Genomic DNA, 16,544 nt, shown 5'->3' with positions numbered 1-16,544 from the left:
TCATGGGAATTCCTATATGTAGGTCCTCGATCCAATCCCGGAGACAGCGCAGCGTGTTCCTCTCGGTTTTCGACCTGTTCAAGATCGGCATCGGACCGTCGAGTTCGCACACGATGGGCCCGATGACGGCTGCCCGGCGTTTTCTCGACGAGATCGCGGGAGACGACTGGCCACGGCCCGCCGGCGTCAAGGTCGATCGCATTGCCGCCAGCCTGCACGGCTCGCTCGCCTATACCGGGATCGGCCATGGCTCGGACCGTGCCGTGGTGCTCGGCCTTGCCGGCCTGACGCCGCAGACGGTCGACCCCGATCAGGCCGATGGCATCGCCGCCGGCATAGCAGCCGAGAAGCGGATTTCGCCCCCCGGCCATCCCTCCTATCGCTTCGATCCGGCCTCGGATCTGGTGCTGGACCGCAAGACGCAGCTTACCGGCCACGCCAACGGCATGGCGTTCTACGCCTATGATGCCGGCGACCGCCTGCTGCTCAAACGCATCTACTATTCGATCGGCGGCGGCTTCGTGGTTTCGGAAGAAGAGCTGCAGCGGATGAAGGCCAAGGGGTCGGTGACATCAGAAGGCAAGAAGGTGCCCTATCCGTTCAAGAACGCCGTCGAGATGCTGGCAATGGCGGCAAGGAGCGGGCTTTCCATCGCCGACATGAAGCGCGTCAACGAAGAGACGCAGATGTCTCGTGAAAAGCTGGACGAAGGCCTCGACGGCATCTGGAGCGCCATGCTTGGTTGCATCGATCGTGGCCTGTCGCAGGATGGCATCATGCCGGGCGGACTGAAGGTGCGCCGCCGTGCGCGCCGGCTGCACGACAAGCTGCAGGAAGAATGGCAGCAGAACCGGCCCAATCCGCTGCTCGCCAATGACTGGCTGTCGATCTATGCCATGGCTGTCAATGAGGAGAACGCCGCTGGCGGGCGCGTCGTCACCGCGCCGACCAATGGCGCTGCAGGTACGCTGCCGGCGGTGCTGCGCTACTGGCTGCACTTTCATCCCGAGGCTGACCAGCCAAGCATCCGCGATTTCCTGCTGACCGCGGCGGCCGTCGGCGGCATCATCAAGACCAATGCCTCGATCTCCGGTGCTGAAGTCGGCTGCCAGGGCGAGGTGGGTTCGGCCTCGGCGATGGCAGCGGCCGGCTTGTGCGCGGTCATGGGCGGCACGCCCGAGCAGGTCGAGAATGCCGCCGAGATCGCGCTGGAGCACCACCTCGGCATGACCTGCGACCCGGTCGGCGGGCTGGTGCAGGTGCCTTGCATCGAGCGCAATGCGCTCGGCGCCGTCAAGGCGGTGACCGCCGCCTCGCTTGCCATCAAGGGCGACGGCACCCATTTCGTGCCGCTCGACGCGGCGATCGAGACCATGCGCCAGACCGGCCTCGACATGAACGAGAAATACAAGGAAACCAGCCTCGGCGGGCTGGCCGTCAATGTCGTGGAGTGCTGAGCGCCGGCTTGATAGCTATGGACCGGCACTGTGGAGAAGTCGATCAGGCCGTTGACGCATCCGCGCACCGGGCTAAACCTTAAGCGATGTCTCTCAATCTCATAAAACTCTGCGTCGGCTGCGACAGCGTCGAGGATCTCGAGGAGTGGATCGCCTTTCGGCTTGATGAGCGGCGGCGTGCCGGTGAACCGGTCGAGCAGTACCACACCACGCGCATGGTACCGACGCGCGGCGCCGAGATCATCGATGGCGGCTCGCTCTACTGGGTGGTCAAGGGCAATGTGCAGTGCCGGCAATTGATCACGGAAATCCGTCCCTTCACCGACGACGAAGGCATCGGCCGCTGCCACCTGATCCTCGATCCGCAAGTCGTGCGCACCGATTGGCAGCCGCGCCGTGCCTTTCAGGGCTGGCGCTATCTGAAACCCTCCGATGCGCCGCTTGATCTCGGCAAGGGCAAGGCAGGGCTGATCGAGATGCCGCCGAGCCTCAGGCGCGAGCTTGCCGACCTCGGCCTGCTCTGATCCCTCGGAACATCAGTATCTGGCCCCCAATGTTGCCTTGCGCAGGGCTTGCAAGTGGCGGAACAACGCCACATCTTGCTTTCATGAGCGACAAGAAGCAGCCCGTGCCCGCGAAGGCCAACCCTGCGCCGGTCAAACCTCAATCCAACGCCGGCGAGATCGACGCCTTTATTCGTCAGGCGAGGACCCTCGCCGCCTCCGCGACTGGCTCAGGCAGGCTGATCCTTTCCCTCGACGCGACGATGAGCCGCCAGCCGACCTGGGATCTGGCCTGTACGCTGCAGGGCCAGATGTTCGATGCCGTCGGCAAGGCCGGAACTCTCAGCGTCCAGCTGGTCTATTTTCGTGGCCTCGGCGAGTGCCGTTCGTCTGCTTTCTTTACCGACACCAATGCCTTGAAGCAGCTGATGACGCGGATCGAATGCCGCAGTGGCAACACCCAGATCGGCAAGGTGCTAGCGCATGCGCTGAAACAGACGGCGGCAGCCAAGGTCAATGCGCTTGTCTATATCGGCGATGCGATGGAAGAAGACATCGACGATCTGGCCGAAAAGGCCGGTAGCCTCGGCCTGCATGGGGTTCCAGTCTTCATCTTTCAGGAAGGTCATGATTCCGGCGCAGAAAAAGCGTTCAAAGAGGTCGCGCGGCTGTCCAAAGGGGCTTGGTTCCGATTTGATCGGCGGGCTGCCGCGACTTTGGCAGGACTGCTTTCGGCCGTCGCCGTGTTTGCGACCGGCGGTTTGAAGGCGCTCGAGGCCAGGGGCAGGCCGGAAGACCGGCTGATGATCGAGCATCTGCGGGGCGGCGGAAAATAATGGGCGCAATCATCGCTTTTGTAGCGTTGCTTCTGGTGCTTCTCGGCGTGGTGACGATCTTTCTCCGCGCCGAGCCGGCGAAACTGGCGAGCGGAATGCGGACGCTTGGGCCGGTTCTTCTGGCGCTGGTCGGCGTTGCCGTGCTCGTGGTCGGGCGCGAAGGTATCGCCGGCATCATCCTGGCCGCGGCCTTTGCCTGGTATTGTTCGGTGCGGATGAAACGGCAGGTGGCAGGGCAGGCGCCGGGCAAGCGTTCAGCGGTGCGCACCGCGGCATTGGAAATGGAACTCGATCACGATACCGGCGGCCTGGAGGGCCTGGTGCTGGCCGGCCGCCATGAAGGCAAGATGCTTGGTGCGATGGGGCTTTCGGAACTGCAGCAACTTTATCGCGAACTCTCCGGCGATCCGGAGAGCCGCCAGTTGCTAGAGACGTATCTTGACGGCAGGTTTCCCGTCTGGCGCAAAGACGCTGAGGCGAACGGTGGCGAAGGGCTGGGTGTTGCGCCAGGTTCTGGCGCCATGACTAAGGAGGAGGCCTACAAGGTCCTTGGTCTTGAAGCGGGGGCCGCCGCGGCGGATGTCCGCAAGGCGCACCGCCGCCTGATGCAGCGCCTGCACCCCGATATCGGTGGCACGTCTTTCCTGGCGGCGCGGATCAACGAAGCCAAGGACGTCTTGCTCTCCAATCACAACTAGTTCTCCTTCGACGCAAAAAATTTCCGGGAGATAATTTCGACGCCGTCCTACTGTTGGACGGCGTAGCAGGCGATTTTCTTCTTCTTCAAAGCATTGCAGGCGTTCCAGGCGGAGTTCTTCGAACCAAAGCCGAACCGCGCGCGGTAGTAGGTCACGCCGTCCTTGTCGAAGGCGACGGTGAAGCCGGACGCGTCGGCGAGAATCGAGCGTGCCTGCTTGGTCGTCTTGTCGAGGAAGGCCTGCGCTTCTGACTGGCTTGGCGAAGAGGCGACCTGCACCGCCCAGCCTGACGGGACAGAAGCAGTATTGACCGGATCGACAGCCGGCGCCGGTTCTGCAAAGGCGGCGACGACCTGAGCGGTCGAAGCGTCGGTCGCGGCTGCTACAGCCACCGTCTTGACCTTCTTGATCTGGACGACGGGCGTGACCTCCTCGACGGTAGCCGATGTCTGCTCGACATCAGGCGTCGTCGGATCGTCGTTGGACGCCACGGCATTGTCTTCGACTGCCGGCTTGTCGTCCGGCGTCGGCGCGTCATGTTTCGGCAGGAAGACCTTGACCAGTGCCTTCATCGGACCGTCGCCGCCGGCTTTGGCGATCAAGTCGCCGCCGCCGCGCGACGATGCCCGCGGCAGGTAAGCTTTGATCAATCCGGCCATCTGATTGTCACGGCTGCGGCCCGAGTTTCCACCCATGACGACCGCAACGATGCGGCGGTCGCCATCGGCAACCGAAGACACGAGATTGAAGCCGGAAGCGCGCGTGTAGCCGGTCTTGATGCCGTCGACGCCCTTGATGCGGCCGAGCAGACGGTTGTGGCCGTTGATGCGCTGGCGGCCATAGAGGAAGGAGCGCTGCGAAAAATAGCCATAGTACTGGGGAAAGTGTTCCCTGAGCGCGATGCCGAGGGTCGCCATGTCGCGGGCGGTGGTGAACTGGCCGGGGTTGGGCAAGCCGTTGGCATTCCGGAAAACGGTCCCGTTCATGCCCAGCGCCCGTGCCTTGGCAGTCATCATCCGCGCGAAATTGGCTTCACTGCCGCCGAGGAGTTCGCCAAGAGCCGTCGACGAATCGTTGGCCGACTTGGTCACCATCGACAGGATCGCAGTCTCGACGGTTACCGATCCGCCGGGCCTGACGCCGAGCTTGGTCGGTGGTTCCGCCGCGGCATTGGCCGAAAAAACCACTGGAGTGTTCTTGCTGATCCTGCGCTTGGCCAGCGCTTCGAAGGTCAGGTAGAGCGTCATCATCTTGGTGAGCGAGGCAGGGTAGCGACGGCCGTTTGCATCGGACGAATAAAGGACCTTGCCGGTCTTGGCGTCGATGACGATCGCAGCGGACTTGGCGGCAAGCGACGAGCCAGCGTCCGCCACGACAAATGACATCGCCAAGGCGACAATCATGATCGTCTTGAGGGAAAAAACGGATTTGGAAACGAAGCCCGACAACGCCTGACGCACTGATAGTTCCTTTGAATTTCATTGCCCTGGAGGCGGCAAAGGGATCCTGCCTCACTTCCAGCCAAACTATCGCGACCAGCGTTACCAATCCGTTTATGGTAACCGCCGCGTTCACCATTTTCTTCGGGCTTGAGCCTCCCTTTATTCGAATTTTAGCCGTTGCCGGCGAGTTGGCGGCGGCATACGGCCGAAATCTTGACTTTTTGTGCAGCGCACAATATGTTCACGTGCATTGCACAAAAGCGCTCGGGCAAGGGCGCCTCAACCCAAGGGAAGCGTGAAATGACCCAGACCTACGAGGACTTCAGCAAATACGGCAAGGACTTTGCCGACACCGGATTGAAGAGCTTTGCTTCCCTCTCGAAGGGTGCGCAGGCGATTGCCGCCGAGGCGGGCGATTACACCAAGAAGAGCTTCGAAGCTGGTAGCGCCGTGGTCGAGAAGATTCTTTCCGCCAAGTCGCTGGAAAAGGCGATCGAGATCCAGTCCGACTATGCCAAGCAGTCCTATGAGAGCTTCGTCGCCGAGGCCACCAAGTTTGGCGATCTCTACGCGGAACTCGCCAAGGAAGCCTACAAGCCGTTCGAATCGATCGTCGCCAAGGCGAAGTAATTTCGCCCAACAGTGCGAAAATGGCCTTTCGGGCCTGTGAAACAGACCCGGTCGCGAGCGCGCGGCCGGGTTTTTTCATGCCGGGTTCAAATTGCGGGCTCTGACACCTTCACGATTTTGAAAATCAGCCAAGTTTGGCCACCTAGCCATATTGTCAGCTAAACAGAAGGGCTTAAAATCGTTCATCGAACACCTACATGTCGAACTCGCATGAGGATTCGAAAGAGGCAGGACTACGTGACGATCGGTTTGACTGCCACGAGACACGTGGCGCGGATGCAAAACGGCAGCGACGGCAATGAAGCCGGTCGCGGTACGGCCGTCATTACGCGCACGAAAACCAAGACCAAGAAGCCCAGCCTTTATCGGGTCCTCATCCTCAACGACGACTACACGCCCATGGAGTTCGTGGTTCACGTGCTGGAGCGCTTTTTCCAGAAGGACCGCGAAGCCGCCACACGCATCATGCTTCATGTTCACAATCATGGGGTGGGCGAGTGTGGGGTCTATACATTCGAGGTGGCCGAGACCAAAGTGTCCCAGGTCATGGATTTCGCACGACAGAATCAGCATCCGCTGCAATGCGTGATGGAGAAGAAGTGAGGTAACATGCCGGCTTTCTCCCAAGGCCTGGAAAAGGCGCTTCACCAGGCGCTGACGCTCGCCAACGAGCGGCACCATGAATACGCAACCCTTGAACATCTGCTGCTCGCTCTCATCGACGACACCGAGGCGGCCGCCGTCATGCGCGCCTGCAACGTCGATCTCGACGAGCTGAAGCACACGGTACTCACCTATATCGACACCGAGCTCGACAACCTCGTCACCGGTTACGATGAGGATTCCAAGCCGACGGCCGGGTTCCAGCGCGTCATCCAGCGCGCGGTCATCCATGTGCAGTCGTCCGGCCGCGAGGAAGTGTCCGGCGCCAACGTGCTCGTCGCCATCTTTGCCGAGCGCGAGAGCCATGCCGCCTATTTCCTGCAGGAACAGCAGATGACCCGCTATGACGCGGTCAACTACATCTCGCACGGCATCGCCAAGCGCCCCGGTGCGTCTGAAACGCGCTCGCCGCGCGGCGCCGACGACGAGCAGGGTGGTGGCCAGAACGGCTCCGAGCCGCAGGAGGAAGGCGGCAAGAAGAAGCAGCAACAGGACGCGCTGACTGCCTATTGCGTCAATTTGAACAACAAGGCCAAGGCCGGCAAGATCGATCCGTTGATCGGCCGCGAGTCCGAGATCAACCGCACCATCCAGGTGCTGTGCCGTCGCTCCAAGAACAATCCGCTCTATGTCGGCGATCCCGGCGTCGGCAAGACGGCGATCGCCGAAGGGCTCGCCAAGCGCATCGTCGAGGGTGATGTGCCTGAAGTGCTGCACAATGCCACCATCTTCGCGCTCGACATGGGCACGCTGCTGGCCGGCACCCGCTACCGCGGCGATTTCGAAGAGCGGCTGAAGCAGGTCGTCAAGGAGCTCGAGGATTATCCGGGCGCGGTGCTGTTCATCGACGAGATCCACACCGTGATCGGTGCAGGGGCCACGTCGGGCGGCGCCATGGATGCGTCGAATCTCCTGAAGCCCGCGCTGTCGTCCGGCGCCATCCGCTGCATCGGCTCGACCACTTACAAGGAGTTCCGCCAGTTCTTCGAGAAGGACCGCGCGCTGGTGCGGCGCTTCCAGAAGATCGACGTCAACGAGCCGACCATCGAGGACGCCATCGAGATCATGAAGGGCCTGAAGCCCTATTATGAAGAATTCCACAAGGTGAAGTTCACCAACGAGGCGATCAAGGCATCGGTGGAACTCTCGGCGCGCTACATCAACGACCGCAAGCTGCCGGACAAGGCGATCGACGTGATCGACGAGACCGGTGCCTCGCAGATGCTGGTGCCGGAGGCCAAGCGCAAGAAGACCATCGGCATCAAGGAGATCGAAGCGACGATCGCCACCATGGCCCGCATCCCGCCGAAGACGGTTTCGGCTGACGACGAGAAGGTCCTGCAGGGCCTCGATATCGAGCTGAAGCGCGTCGTCTACGGCCAGGACACCGCAATCAGCGCGCTGACCTCGGCGATCAAGCTGGCGCGAGCCGGCCTGCGCGAGCCAGAAAAGCCGATCGGTTCGTACCTGTTCTCCGGCCCGACCGGCGTCGGCAAGACCGAAGTGGCAAAGCAGCTCGCCGCCTCGCTCGGCGTGGAACTGATCCGCTTCGACATGTCGGAATATATGGAGCGTCACACTGTCTCGCGGCTGATCGGCGCGCCTCCCGGCTATGTCGGCTTCGACCAGGGCGGCCTATTGACCGACGGCGTCGACCAGCATCCGCATTGCGTGCTGTTGCTGGACGAAGTCGAAAAGGCGCATCCGGACCTGTTCAACATCCTGTTGCAGGTCATGGACCACGGCAAGCTGACCGACCACAACGGCAAGCAGATCGACTTCCGCAATGTGATCCTGATCATGACCACCAATGCGGGCGCATCCGATGCGCAGCGCGCGGCGATCGGGTTTGGTTCGACCAAGCGCGAAGGCGACGATGTCGAGGCGATCAACCGGCTGTTCACGCCGGAGTTCCGCAACCGTCTCGATGCGATCATCCCGTTCGGCTCGCTGCCGGTGCCGGTCATCCATCAGGTGGTGCAGAAATTCGTCATGCAGCTCGAGGCGCAGCTTTCCGAGCGTGGCGTCACCTTCGACCTGTCGCCGGACGCAATCGCCTGGCTGGCCGACAAGGGTTATGACGAGCGCATGGGTGCACGGCCGCTTGGCCGCGTCATTCAGGAGCACATCAAGAAGCCGCTGGCTGATGAGGTGCTTTTCGGCAAGCTGAAGAAGGGCGGCACGGTGCGCGTCACCGTCGAGAAGAAGGAAACCGGCGAAACCGGCCTGAAGCTCGAATCACTCGCCGACGAGGCGCCGGTCAAGCCGAAGAAGGAAGAGCCTGAAGATACGCTCAAGCCGAAGAAGGCCGTGGCGAAAAAGCCAGCGGTGAAAAAACTGGTCGCGCAGAAGCCGGAGCCCAAGGGCAAGGATGGCGGCAAGCGCAGCCTGGTGCCGCAACTGCCGCGCAAGGGCTGACAGGCCCGAATATCGAAGGAAGCCCCGGAAACGGGGCTTTTTTCATTGAACGAGAGGTGACGCATGGCTGAGGCCGGACAAATCATCATCCTCAACGGCGCGCCACGATCGGGGAAATCGAGCATCGTTCATGCCATTCAGGAGAATTTCGCCGGGCCTTGGATGAATCTCGGCGTCGATGCCCATGTCGAACACATCACGCCAAGGCGATATCGCCCCGGCATCGGGCTGCGGCCAGGCGCAGAGCGCCCGGATATAGAACTTCTCATCCCCGGATTCTTCGCTGCTCTCTACGAATCGATCGCAGCTCACAGCCGATTGGGTCTGAATGTCGTGGCCGATTTCGGCCACCACGACGCCTATTCGAAACCCCTCAATGTCCTCGTCGATTGCGCCCGGCGTCTCGATGGCCTGCCGGTCTTGTTCGTGGGCGTTCGCTGTTCGATCGAGGTGATCCTGGAAAGGCGTGCTCGCAGCGCAGCGGAAAAAGGCTACGTGACCGGATCCCGCGACGATCCTGCGCCGCTGCCGGTCCGCCTGTGGCAGCAGGCAGTGCACAAGCCCGGCGTCTATGATTTGGAAGTCGACACCTCGCTTCTGAGCCCGGCGCAGTGCGCGGATGCGATCGGAGAGCGGCTTCGGCAGGGGCCGCAGCCGACAGCGTTTCAGAAACTATCCAATTCCTCTCTCTCCGCCCTTGGGCCGCTTTGACCAGTACGGCCGCCGCGAGCGAGTTCGTTCGGATCGTCGAATTTACGTCGCGGAGTGGGTTGGCGGCCGCAGAAAAGAGGGGGCGTTTTCAGCGGCGACGCCGTCCGGCGCGAAGCGGACCAGGAAATATCCGCATGCCTTCCAGATGGCGATCGATATCAGCGCGCCTGCATAACCATCCAGGGCATAGTGCCAGCCAAGGACAACCGAGCCGACCATGATGATTGCGGCGAATGCCCACATCAGCAAACCAGCCAGCCGAGAACGGCGAGTTGCATAGAGCGCGAACAGCACCGCCATCGCAACGTGCATGGATGGGAAGGCAGATATCCCGATACTGCCGTGGGTGGCGCCAATGTAGCCGCTCCACAGCAGATCCTGCGTGCTGAGCGCCCAGACCGGATAGATGCGATCGGCAGCAGTGAGTGCCTGCATGAGGGGATGAAAGTCACCGCCGAGCCCCAGTCGCTCATAATAGCACGGCCCTGCCGACGACAGGCCCATCGCAAGGAAGAAGCCGCCCAGCGTCCACACCAGCATGAAGCTCATCAGGAACTGATGACGCAGCCTCGTATCTTTGCGTGTTATGCAGGCGGTGAAAATCGTGGCGATAAGCACGATGAACCAGAAATTATATGCGATGTTGAGCATCTTCAACGCGGACGGCGACTGGACGATAAACCATAGCCATTCGTGCGGGGCTCGACCGAAGTGCAGCACCCGATCGGCATGAGCCAATGCCTGGTCCCATGAAAATGGGGAAAGGATCGCAATAGCGCCCTTCAGCACACCGACAGAAGATATAAAGCCAAGCGTTGCGGCCAGGCCATTCAGGCTGTTGGCATTGCGCTCGGCGTCGCCGAAGAAGCTGCCCAGCGATCTGAGGAAGGTGCCGAGTGGTTCAGGATCCCGCTTGATCACCGCAAGGTGAAAAAAGACCGCAAGTGCGAATACACAGCCGCAGATCCAGAAAGCGAGGAGAAGATACTGAGCGTATTCTTTCAGCGCGCCGAAGTCCGGCATGTTTCCGGTATGCATCCCGACCGCCGCCGCCAAAAGCAGGGCGGCGATGGCCATCGCGTGGAGCAACCGGTGCCGCCGGTAAGCGTCCGCCAACGTGCGCAAAACAGCGCGCCCGACAACTGCCCTTGCCGGGGGGCGCGATTCCGCAACGGAATTTTCCATGCCTTGAAGCCCAAGCTCGCCACCGTTCGGCGCTTTTACGACGAGAGGGCTTGATATTCCCTTACCAGGCGGTCCGAATGCACATGGCCGCTCGCGCTCGCGCTCGTCTTCAGCCTGCCAGCGCCATCCGTATCTTGCCGGCGTTTTCCGCTAGCACCTCGGGCTTTTCCATCTGTCCCGTGTGCGGCTTCAAAGGGACGCCCTCGAAACGCGGGATCACATGGACATGGAGATGATAGACGGTTTGTCCCGAAGCCGGCTCGTTGAACTGCAGAACGGTGACGCCGTCGGCGCCGAAAGCCTGTCTGACCGCTTGCGCTATCTTCTGGACGATCACGAAAAGCGGGCCGAGCGCTGCCGGATCGGCGTCGAGCAGGTTGCGCGATGGCGCCCTCGGCACCACCAGCGTATGACCTGGCCCCTGCGGCATCACGTCCATGAAGGCAACGACCGTATCGTCCTCATAGACGCGATGCGAAGGAATTTCGCCGCGCAGGATTTTTGCGAAAATATTGTTGATGTCGTAGGCAGCTTCAGCCATGGCGAACGCTCCGGATTGTGCCTTCCCGTGTAACGAAGCCGCTCCGGACCGGCAAGGCGATCAGGAGCAACTGGCCGATCAGGCGGCTCGCTACTCCGCTAGATCCTTGCGGAACGGCGTATGCTCTTCCAGATATTCACCCATCCGCTCGACTTCGCGCCGCTCACGCCTCAGATAGTCGGCCACCGCATTGCGCAAGCCTGGATGCGCAATGTAGTGCGCCGAATGCATGGTCACCGGCCGATAGCCGCGCGCCAGCTTGTGCTCGCCTTGCGCGCCGGCCTCGACCACCTTCAGCTTGCGGTCGATGGCGAAGTCGATCGCCTGATAATAGCAAACCTCGAAATGCAGGAAGGGGTGGTCCTCGATGCAGCCCCAGTTACGCCCGTAGAGCGCGTCGGAACCGATGAAGTTGATGGCGCCGGCAATGTAGCGTCCGTTGCGCTTGGCCATCACCAGCAGGATGTCGTCGGCCATGCGCTCGCCGATCAGCGAGAAGAATTCCCGGCTGAGGTAGGGGCGACCCCATTTGCGGCTGCCGGTATCCGTGTAGAAGGCAAAAAAGTCGTCCCAGGCCTTTTCGGTCAGATCCTTGCCGGTCAGCCAGTCGATTGAGATGCCGTTGGCGAGCGCCTCACGCCGCTCCTTCTTCATCGCCTTGCGCTTGCGCGAGGCCAGCGTGGCAAGAAAGTCGTCGTAGCTCGAAAACCCCTCGTTGAAAAAGTGAAACTGCTGGTCGGTGCGATGCAGGAAGCCGGCCGCTTCCAGCGCTTCGATGTCTGTCTCGGGCGCAAAGGTGACATGCGCGGAAGACACGCCGAGCTTGTCCGTCACGGCCTTCAGGCCGGCGGCGAGGCCAGCCTTCACGGCAGCGCTGTCCTCGCCTTTGCTGACCAGCAGGCGAGGGCCGGTGACGGGCGTGAACGGCACCGCGCATTGCAGTTTTGGGTAGTAGCGCCCGCCGGCGCGCTCGAACGCGTCGGACCAGCCATGGTCGAAGACATATTCGCCCTGGCTGTGCGATTTCAGGTAACAGGGGACCGCGCCGAGGAGTTTGCCTTGGGCTGTCTCCAGCCTGAGGTGATGACCTTGCCAGCCGGTGCGCCGCACCGCGCAGCCGGAATCCTCCAGCGCGCTCAGAAAAGCGAAGGAAACGAGAGGGTTGTAGCCGTTTTTCGTATCGGCGCGTGTGGTGCCGTCGAAGCCGTTCCATTCATCGCAGGTGAAGGCGCTGATGCCGGCGGCGACGCGGACCGAATACGCTGCTTCGACCGTTCGCCCATCGCCTTCATCACCTTGATCCATGAGGCTTATTTAAGCTCCGTGCGGGCCCGTACAAGCCCGCTTTCAGGCGACCTGAACAAGATCGGGCTCGAACCCTTCGAACGTCATCTGGTCGGCATATCTGAAGGTCAGGTCCACAGCCGGTTGGTCATGCACGGTCCAGGTGATCACCGGCATCCCAAGCTTTTCGCGCACAAAGCTGACGAACGGGTTCGGCAGGTCGCCGGCGGCATAGGAGGTGAAGGCGATGTCGTGCGCCAGCATGGCGAAATGCGCCTCGATCAACTGGTTATCCTTGCCATAGGCCGTCAGTCCGCCCGGGATATCTGGCGCATGTTTCGGGAAATCGCGGATCAGCCAATGGTCGAACGACATGATCGCCGCCTTGCCCTTGTAGCGCTTGAGCATCTTGCCGACACTCGCCACCAGGCCTTCGTCGTGGCCGGGTGCGCCCTTCAGCTCGACGACCATCGGCACGCGACCGTCGACCAGGTCGAGCGCTTGCTGCAGCGTCGGCAAATGGTCTGATGTGCCGCCGACCTTGAGTGTCATCAACTCCGCAGCCGTCCGCTGCCACACGAAACCATCCTGTCCGGTCAACCGCTTCAAGTCGCCATCATGGATGACGACCGGAATGCGGTCCGACGACAGATGCACGTCGCATTCGATGGCATAGCCGCGCTCGGCTGCCGCGGCAAAGGCGGAAAGCGTGTTCTCCCAGCGCGTCTTGTTCATGTCGTGAAAGCCGCGATGGGCAACGGGCCGGGCGGTCAGCCAGGAAAGATCTGTCATGTCAGGCTCATTCGACTTCGAAGATCGCTTCGATTTCCACTGCGGCATTAAGCGGCAGGGAGGCGGCGCCGACGGCGGAGCGGGCATGTTTGCCGCGATCGCCGAGCACGGCGACCAGAAAATCCGAAGCGCCGTTGGCAACCAGATGCTGCTCGATGAAATCCGGCGCCGAGGCGACGAAGACGGTGATCTTCACCAGGCGGCGGATTTTCTCGAGGTCGCCAAGAGCGGCCTTGGCCTGCGCCAATATGTTGATGGCGCAATATTTTGCCGCTTCCTTGCCGGCTGCGGTATCGACGTCGCGACCGATCAGGCCGCTCGCCTGCAGCTTGCCCTCCTTCAGCGGCAACTGCCCGGCGGTGAACAGCAGGTTGCCGGTTCTGCAATAGGGCACGTAGTTGGCGGCGGGCGCTGCGGCGACAGGAAGCGTCACGCCGAGATCGCTTAGCCGCTTTTCGATTGTTTCACTCATGGTATTTCCCTATTGCTTGATGACGCCGCGCCGGCCGGGCCGAAATTGCTATTTTTGCCTCGCTTCCGCCACGACTTTTTTTAAGCTGGACCATCTTTCCCTGCGGGCCTGCCATCAGCCGCGATGATTGGAGCACCTCATGCGCGCAACGCGCCTTGCCTTCCACGCCGTTCTGCTGCCAGCGGTCTTCTCGATGGCGCCGGCTTTCGCTGTGCCGGCACTGCAGGCGCATCGCGCCGTCTATGACATCACCCTCAACAAGGCGTCGGATCGCTCCGGCATCACCGGCATTTCCGGGCGCATGGTCTATGAGTTCAACGGCTCGGCTTGCGAAGGCTACACGGTGAAGTTCCGCATGGTCACCCAGATCGTCACCAACGACAACACGCGGCTGACCGACCAGCAGACGACCACTTTCGAGGATGCCGAAGGCAAGACCTTCTCGTTCGTGACCAAATCCTTCGTCGACCAGAACCTCGACAAGGAGGTCAAGGGCACCGCAACGAAGGAGACGAAGGGGCTCAAGGTCGAGATCGACAAGCCCGAGAAGAACAGCGTCGAACTGGCTGCCACCCAGTTCCCGACCCAGCATCTGGTCGAACTGATCGGCAAGGCCGAAAAGGGCGAGAATTTCTACGAAACCAACCTTTTCGACGGCTCGGAAGATGCCAACAAGGTGATGACCACCACTGTCGTCGTAGGCAAGAAGACCGATGCCGACAAGGCTGATCTGGAAGCGCCGGCGCTGGCGAAGCTCGCAACCGACAAATATTGGCCGGTCGACATCGCCTATTTCGACGACACCGACAAGTCAGGCGAAGAGGTGCCGGAATACCGGATCAGCTTCAAGCTGCACGAGAACGGCATTACGCGCGACATGGTCATGGACTATGGCGATTTCTCGATGACCGGCAAGCTGGTCGACCTGTCGCTGTTCGATCAGTCGAAAGCCTGTCCGACGAAATAGTGCCGCCAAGCCATGGCGGTCTATGTCGACGCGGCGATCTGGAAATGGGTCGGCCATCGCTGGTGCCACCTGATGGCCGACGACACTGACGAACTGCATCGCTTTGCAGCACAGCTCGGCATCAAGCGCTCATCCTATCAGGGGCCACCGAAGACGTCGGCGCCGCACTATGATATTACCGGCTTCGAGCGCGACCGCGCGGTGCGGCTCGGCGCGATCGAGTGCAGCCGCGAGGAGATTGTCGCGATTTTCCGGCGTGTCCGGGTGCCGAAAGGGAAGATACGACCATGACATTGACGGCATTCCTGGCCTATTGCGCCGCGATCACGCTTGCCGCCGCCACGCCCGGCCCGGCGATGTTCACGGTCATAGCCAATGGCGTCTCGCGTGGCTTCATCAGAGCTTTCATGGCCGGTGTCGGCATCGCCGCCGGCGACGCGGTGCTGGTCACCTTGGCGCTGCTCGGCCTCGTGGCGCTGGCCCAGACCTTCGAATGGGTTTTTCTCGTCCTGAAATATGCCGGTGCCGCTTATCTGGTCTTTCTCGGCATCAGGATGTGGCGGTCGGCCGCCGCGCAATCGAATGGGCCCCAGGCAACGCAGCCAAGGCTGTCCCGCTCGTTTTTCCTCGGTGCCTCCATCGCACTGGGCAACCCCAAGGCGATCCTGTTCCACGCTTCCATCATGCCGCTGATCCTCGACCTCAACACCATGACCTTGGCCGACGGCCTGCTCGTGGTTGCGGTGGTGGTCAGCGTCAACATTGTCACGATGGGCGTCTATGCAGCACTGTCCGGGCGGGCCTCGGGCTGGTTCAGGACGCCAAGGCGCATGCGCCTGATGAACAGGTTTGCCGGTGGCGCCATGATTGGCACCGGTGCGCTGATCGCCGCACGCTGAGCCGCGAGACGCCACAGCGCTTGCGTTTGTCGCACATCCCCTCTATATGCGCGCTCATTCCACACACGGACTTTGGTGTCTGCCCGGGAGAAATCCGGCTGAAACCTCCGGTGGCGTTCGAGGATCTGGATCCGAAAATGCCTGTGTCCGTGGAGGCTAACCGGAAAGGAACTAAGAATGGCTCTGCCTGATTTCAGCATGCGCCAGCTTTTGGAAGCTGGCATTCACTTCGGCCACCAGACCCACCGCTGGAACCCGAAAATGGCGCCCTACATCTACGGCGCCCGCAACAACATCCACATCATCGACCTCTCGCAGACGGTGCCTTTGCTGCACCAGGCGCTGAAGCAGGTTTCCGACACCGTTGCCAAGGGCGGCCGCGTGCTGTTCGTCGGCACCAAGCGCCAGGCGTCCGACATCGTCGCCGATGCCGCGCAGCGCTCGGCCCAGTATTATGTCAACTCCCGCTGGCTCGGCGGCATGATGACCAACTGGAAGACGATCTCGAATTCGATCTCGCGTCTGCGCAAGCTCGACGAGATGCTGGCCGGCGAGGCTCAGGGCCTCACCAAGAAGGAGCGCCTCAACCTCGATCGTGAGCGCGAGAAGCTGTCCAAGGCCCTGGGCGGCATCAAGGACATGGGCTCGACGCCCGATCTGATGTTCGTCATCGACACCAACAAGGAAGCGATCGCCATCCTCGAGGCCAAGCGTCTCGGCATCCCGGTCGTCGCCATCATCGATTCCAACTGCGATCCGGACAAGATCGACTTCCCGATCCCCGGCAATGACGACGCGGCCCGCGCCATCCAGCTCTATTGCGATCTGATCGCCAAGGCAGCTCTTGACGGCATTGCCCGCCAGCAGGGCGCGCTCGGCGTCGACATCGGCGCCTCGGTCGAGGCTCCGGTCGAACCGGCGCTCGATCCGACCCCGGCGGCCGAGACCCCCGAAGCATAACAGCGAAGGCCGGTTCCGGCCTTCATCTTTCCTATATTTTGGCGCGCTAAGCGCTGGCGCTGGACGCATCATCGAGATTCGGTGGT

Annotated in this window: 19 protein-coding genes; 13 read left to right on the top strand and 6 right to left on the bottom strand. The window is 61.6% G+C overall.

What is annotated here, in order from left to right:
- Positions 1–53 precede the first annotated feature (53 nt).
- From LHFGNBLO_RS24035 to LHFGNBLO_RS24020, 4 genes are all read left to right on the top strand, one after another.
- Positions 54–1,457: an L-serine ammonia-lyase gene (locus LHFGNBLO_RS24035; RefSeq protein WP_258601798.1), complete on the top strand. Its 1,404-nt coding sequence runs from the start codon at positions 54–56 to the stop codon at positions 1,455–1,457.
- A gap of 86 nt (positions 1,458–1,543) precedes the next feature.
- Complete coding sequence (locus tag LHFGNBLO_RS24030) at positions 1,544–1,981, top strand: DUF1489 family protein (RefSeq protein WP_258601797.1); 438 nt, start codon at positions 1,544–1,546, stop codon at positions 1,979–1,981.
- Positions 1,982–2,064: 83 nt separating this feature from the next.
- Positions 2,065–2,796: a VWA domain-containing protein gene (locus tag LHFGNBLO_RS24025; protein WP_258601796.1), complete on the top strand. Its 732-nt coding sequence runs from the start codon at positions 2,065–2,067 to the stop codon at positions 2,794–2,796.
- Positions 2,796–3,494, top strand: a complete 699-nt coding sequence (locus tag LHFGNBLO_RS24020; protein WP_258601795.1) for a DnaJ domain-containing protein — start codon at positions 2,796–2,798, stop codon at positions 3,492–3,494. Before LHFGNBLO_RS24025 ends, LHFGNBLO_RS24020 begins: the two co-directional genes overlap by 1 nt.
- A gap of 47 nt (positions 3,495–3,541) precedes the next feature.
- On the opposite strand, the gene LHFGNBLO_RS24015 is transcribed toward LHFGNBLO_RS24020, so the two are convergent.
- Complete coding sequence (locus LHFGNBLO_RS24015; RefSeq protein WP_258601794.1) at positions 3,542–4,954, bottom strand: D-alanyl-D-alanine carboxypeptidase; 1,413 nt, start codon at positions 4,952–4,954, stop codon at positions 3,542–3,544.
- Positions 4,955–4,965: 11 nt separating this feature from the next.
- On the opposite strand from LHFGNBLO_RS24015, the gene LHFGNBLO_RS24010 reads away from it, so the two are divergent.
- The 5 genes from LHFGNBLO_RS24010 to LHFGNBLO_RS23990 all read left to right on the top strand — a co-directional run bounded on the left by LHFGNBLO_RS24010 (position 4,966) and on the right by LHFGNBLO_RS23990 (position 9,358).
- A complete protein-coding gene (locus LHFGNBLO_RS24010) occupies positions 4,966–5,235 on the top strand; it encodes a hypothetical protein (RefSeq protein ID WP_258601793.1) in 270 nt (89 codons plus the stop codon).
- A gap of 1 nt (position 5,236) precedes the next feature.
- Entirely contained in the window at positions 5,237–5,566 is a 330-nt protein-coding gene (locus LHFGNBLO_RS24005; RefSeq protein ID WP_258601792.1) for a phasin family protein, read from the top strand.
- A 276-nt stretch (positions 5,567–5,842) separates the two neighbouring features.
- A complete protein-coding gene (clpS, locus tag LHFGNBLO_RS24000) occupies positions 5,843–6,169 on the top strand; it encodes an ATP-dependent Clp protease adapter ClpS (RefSeq protein ID WP_036241697.1) in 327 nt (108 codons plus the stop codon).
- Between the two features lie 6 nt (positions 6,170–6,175).
- Positions 6,176–8,647: an ATP-dependent Clp protease ATP-binding subunit ClpA gene (gene clpA, locus LHFGNBLO_RS23995; protein WP_258601791.1), complete on the top strand. Its 2,472-nt coding sequence runs from the start codon at positions 6,176–6,178 to the stop codon at positions 8,645–8,647.
- Positions 8,648–8,710: 63 nt separating this feature from the next.
- Positions 8,711–9,358, top strand: a complete 648-nt coding sequence (locus LHFGNBLO_RS23990; RefSeq protein ID WP_258601790.1) for a chloramphenicol phosphotransferase CPT family protein — start codon at positions 8,711–8,713, stop codon at positions 9,356–9,358.
- A gap of 42 nt (positions 9,359–9,400) precedes the next feature.
- Here LHFGNBLO_RS23990 and LHFGNBLO_RS23985 read toward each other — a convergent pair whose 3' ends face one another.
- From LHFGNBLO_RS23985 to LHFGNBLO_RS23965, 5 genes are all read right to left on the bottom strand, one after another.
- Positions 9,401–10,435 carry a phosphatase PAP2 family protein gene (locus LHFGNBLO_RS23985; RefSeq protein WP_258601789.1) on the bottom strand — a complete coding sequence of 345 codons (1,035 nt, stop codon included), beginning with the start codon at positions 10,433–10,435 and terminating at the stop codon, positions 9,401–9,403.
- A 217-nt stretch (positions 10,436–10,652) separates the two neighbouring features.
- Positions 10,653–11,084, bottom strand: a complete 432-nt coding sequence (locus LHFGNBLO_RS23980) for an HIT family protein (RefSeq protein ID WP_258601788.1) — start codon at positions 11,082–11,084, stop codon at positions 10,653–10,655.
- A gap of 90 nt (positions 11,085–11,174) precedes the next feature.
- Complete coding sequence (locus tag LHFGNBLO_RS23975) at positions 11,175–12,389, bottom strand: GNAT family N-acetyltransferase (protein WP_258601787.1); 1,215 nt, start codon at positions 12,387–12,389, stop codon at positions 11,175–11,177.
- A gap of 42 nt (positions 12,390–12,431) precedes the next feature.
- Positions 12,432–13,160, bottom strand: a complete 729-nt coding sequence (locus LHFGNBLO_RS23970; protein WP_258601786.1) for a glycerophosphodiester phosphodiesterase — start codon at positions 13,158–13,160, stop codon at positions 12,432–12,434.
- Positions 13,161–13,167: 7 nt separating this feature from the next.
- The gene (locus tag LHFGNBLO_RS23965) at positions 13,168–13,632 is read right to left on the bottom strand and encodes a RidA family protein (protein WP_258601785.1); all 465 of its coding nucleotides are present in this window, start codon (positions 13,630–13,632) and stop codon (positions 13,168–13,170) included.
- A 139-nt stretch (positions 13,633–13,771) separates the two neighbouring features.
- Here LHFGNBLO_RS23965 and LHFGNBLO_RS23960 point away from each other — a divergent pair, with 139 nt between their 5' ends.
- From LHFGNBLO_RS23960 to rpsB, 4 genes are all read left to right on the top strand, one after another.
- The gene (locus LHFGNBLO_RS23960; RefSeq protein WP_258601784.1) at positions 13,772–14,599 is read left to right on the top strand and encodes a cell envelope integrity EipB family protein; all 828 of its coding nucleotides are present in this window, start codon (positions 13,772–13,774) and stop codon (positions 14,597–14,599) included.
- A 12-nt stretch (positions 14,600–14,611) separates the two neighbouring features.
- The gene (locus LHFGNBLO_RS23955; protein ID WP_258601783.1) at positions 14,612–14,890 is read left to right on the top strand and encodes a DUF4031 domain-containing protein; all 279 of its coding nucleotides are present in this window, start codon (positions 14,612–14,614) and stop codon (positions 14,888–14,890) included.
- Entirely contained in the window at positions 14,887–15,498 is a 612-nt protein-coding gene (locus LHFGNBLO_RS23950; RefSeq protein WP_258601782.1) for a LysE family translocator, read from the top strand. Before LHFGNBLO_RS23955 ends, LHFGNBLO_RS23950 begins: the two co-directional genes overlap by 4 nt.
- 177 nt (positions 15,499–15,675) lie before the next feature.
- The gene (gene rpsB, locus LHFGNBLO_RS23945) at positions 15,676–16,458 is read left to right on the top strand and encodes a 30S ribosomal protein S2 (protein WP_258601781.1); all 783 of its coding nucleotides are present in this window, start codon (positions 15,676–15,678) and stop codon (positions 16,456–16,458) included.
- Positions 16,459–16,544 lie beyond the last annotated feature (86 nt).

It is taken from the genome of Mesorhizobium sp. AR10 (assembly GCF_024746795.1).
Lineage (GTDB): Bacteria > Pseudomonadota > Alphaproteobacteria > Rhizobiales > Rhizobiaceae > Mesorhizobium.
Note: the sequence above shows the minus strand (reverse complement) of the source record. Positions and strands in the feature narration are given on the sequence as shown.

Excerpts from the sequence above, each read along its gene's own strand:
- clpA (WP_258601791.1), top strand. The coding sequence starts at position 6,176 with ATGCCGGCTTTCTCCCAAGGCCTGGAAAAGGCGCTTCACCAGGCGCTG.
- LHFGNBLO_RS23950 (WP_258601782.1), top strand. The coding sequence starts at position 14,887 with ATGACATTGACGGCATTCCTGGCCTATTGCGCCGCGATCACGCTTGCC.
- rpsB (WP_258601781.1), top strand. The coding sequence starts at position 15,676 with ATGGCTCTGCCTGATTTCAGCATGCGCCAGCTTTTGGAAGCTGGCATT.
- LHFGNBLO_RS23985 (WP_258601789.1), bottom strand. The coding sequence starts at position 10,435 with ATGGCCATCGCCGCCCTGCTTTTGGCGGCGGCGGTCGGGATGCATACC.
- LHFGNBLO_RS24030 (WP_258601797.1), top strand. The coding sequence starts at position 1,544 with ATGTCTCTCAATCTCATAAAACTCTGCGTCGGCTGCGACAGCGTCGAG.
- LHFGNBLO_RS23990 (WP_258601790.1), top strand. The coding sequence starts at position 8,711 with ATGGCTGAGGCCGGACAAATCATCATCCTCAACGGCGCGCCACGATCG.
- LHFGNBLO_RS23980 (WP_258601788.1), bottom strand. The coding sequence starts at position 11,084 with ATGGCTGAAGCTGCCTACGACATCAACAATATTTTCGCAAAAATCCTG.
- LHFGNBLO_RS24025 (WP_258601796.1), top strand. The coding sequence starts at position 2,065 with ATGAGCGACAAGAAGCAGCCCGTGCCCGCGAAGGCCAACCCTGCGCCG.
- LHFGNBLO_RS24020 (WP_258601795.1), top strand. The coding sequence starts at position 2,796 with ATGGGCGCAATCATCGCTTTTGTAGCGTTGCTTCTGGTGCTTCTCGGC.
- LHFGNBLO_RS23970 (WP_258601786.1), bottom strand. The coding sequence starts at position 13,160 with ATGACAGATCTTTCCTGGCTGACCGCCCGGCCCGTTGCCCATCGCGGC.
- LHFGNBLO_RS24005 (WP_258601792.1), top strand. The coding sequence starts at position 5,237 with ATGACCCAGACCTACGAGGACTTCAGCAAATACGGCAAGGACTTTGCC.
- LHFGNBLO_RS23975 (WP_258601787.1), bottom strand. The coding sequence starts at position 12,389 with ATGGATCAAGGTGATGAAGGCGATGGGCGAACGGTCGAAGCAGCGTAT.
- LHFGNBLO_RS23960 (WP_258601784.1), top strand. The coding sequence starts at position 13,772 with ATGCGCGCAACGCGCCTTGCCTTCCACGCCGTTCTGCTGCCAGCGGTC.
- clpS (WP_036241697.1), top strand. The coding sequence starts at position 5,843 with ATGCAAAACGGCAGCGACGGCAATGAAGCCGGTCGCGGTACGGCCGTC.
- LHFGNBLO_RS23955 (WP_258601783.1), top strand. The coding sequence starts at position 14,612 with ATGGCGGTCTATGTCGACGCGGCGATCTGGAAATGGGTCGGCCATCGC.
- LHFGNBLO_RS23965 (WP_258601785.1), bottom strand. The coding sequence starts at position 13,632 with ATGAGTGAAACAATCGAAAAGCGGCTAAGCGATCTCGGCGTGACGCTT.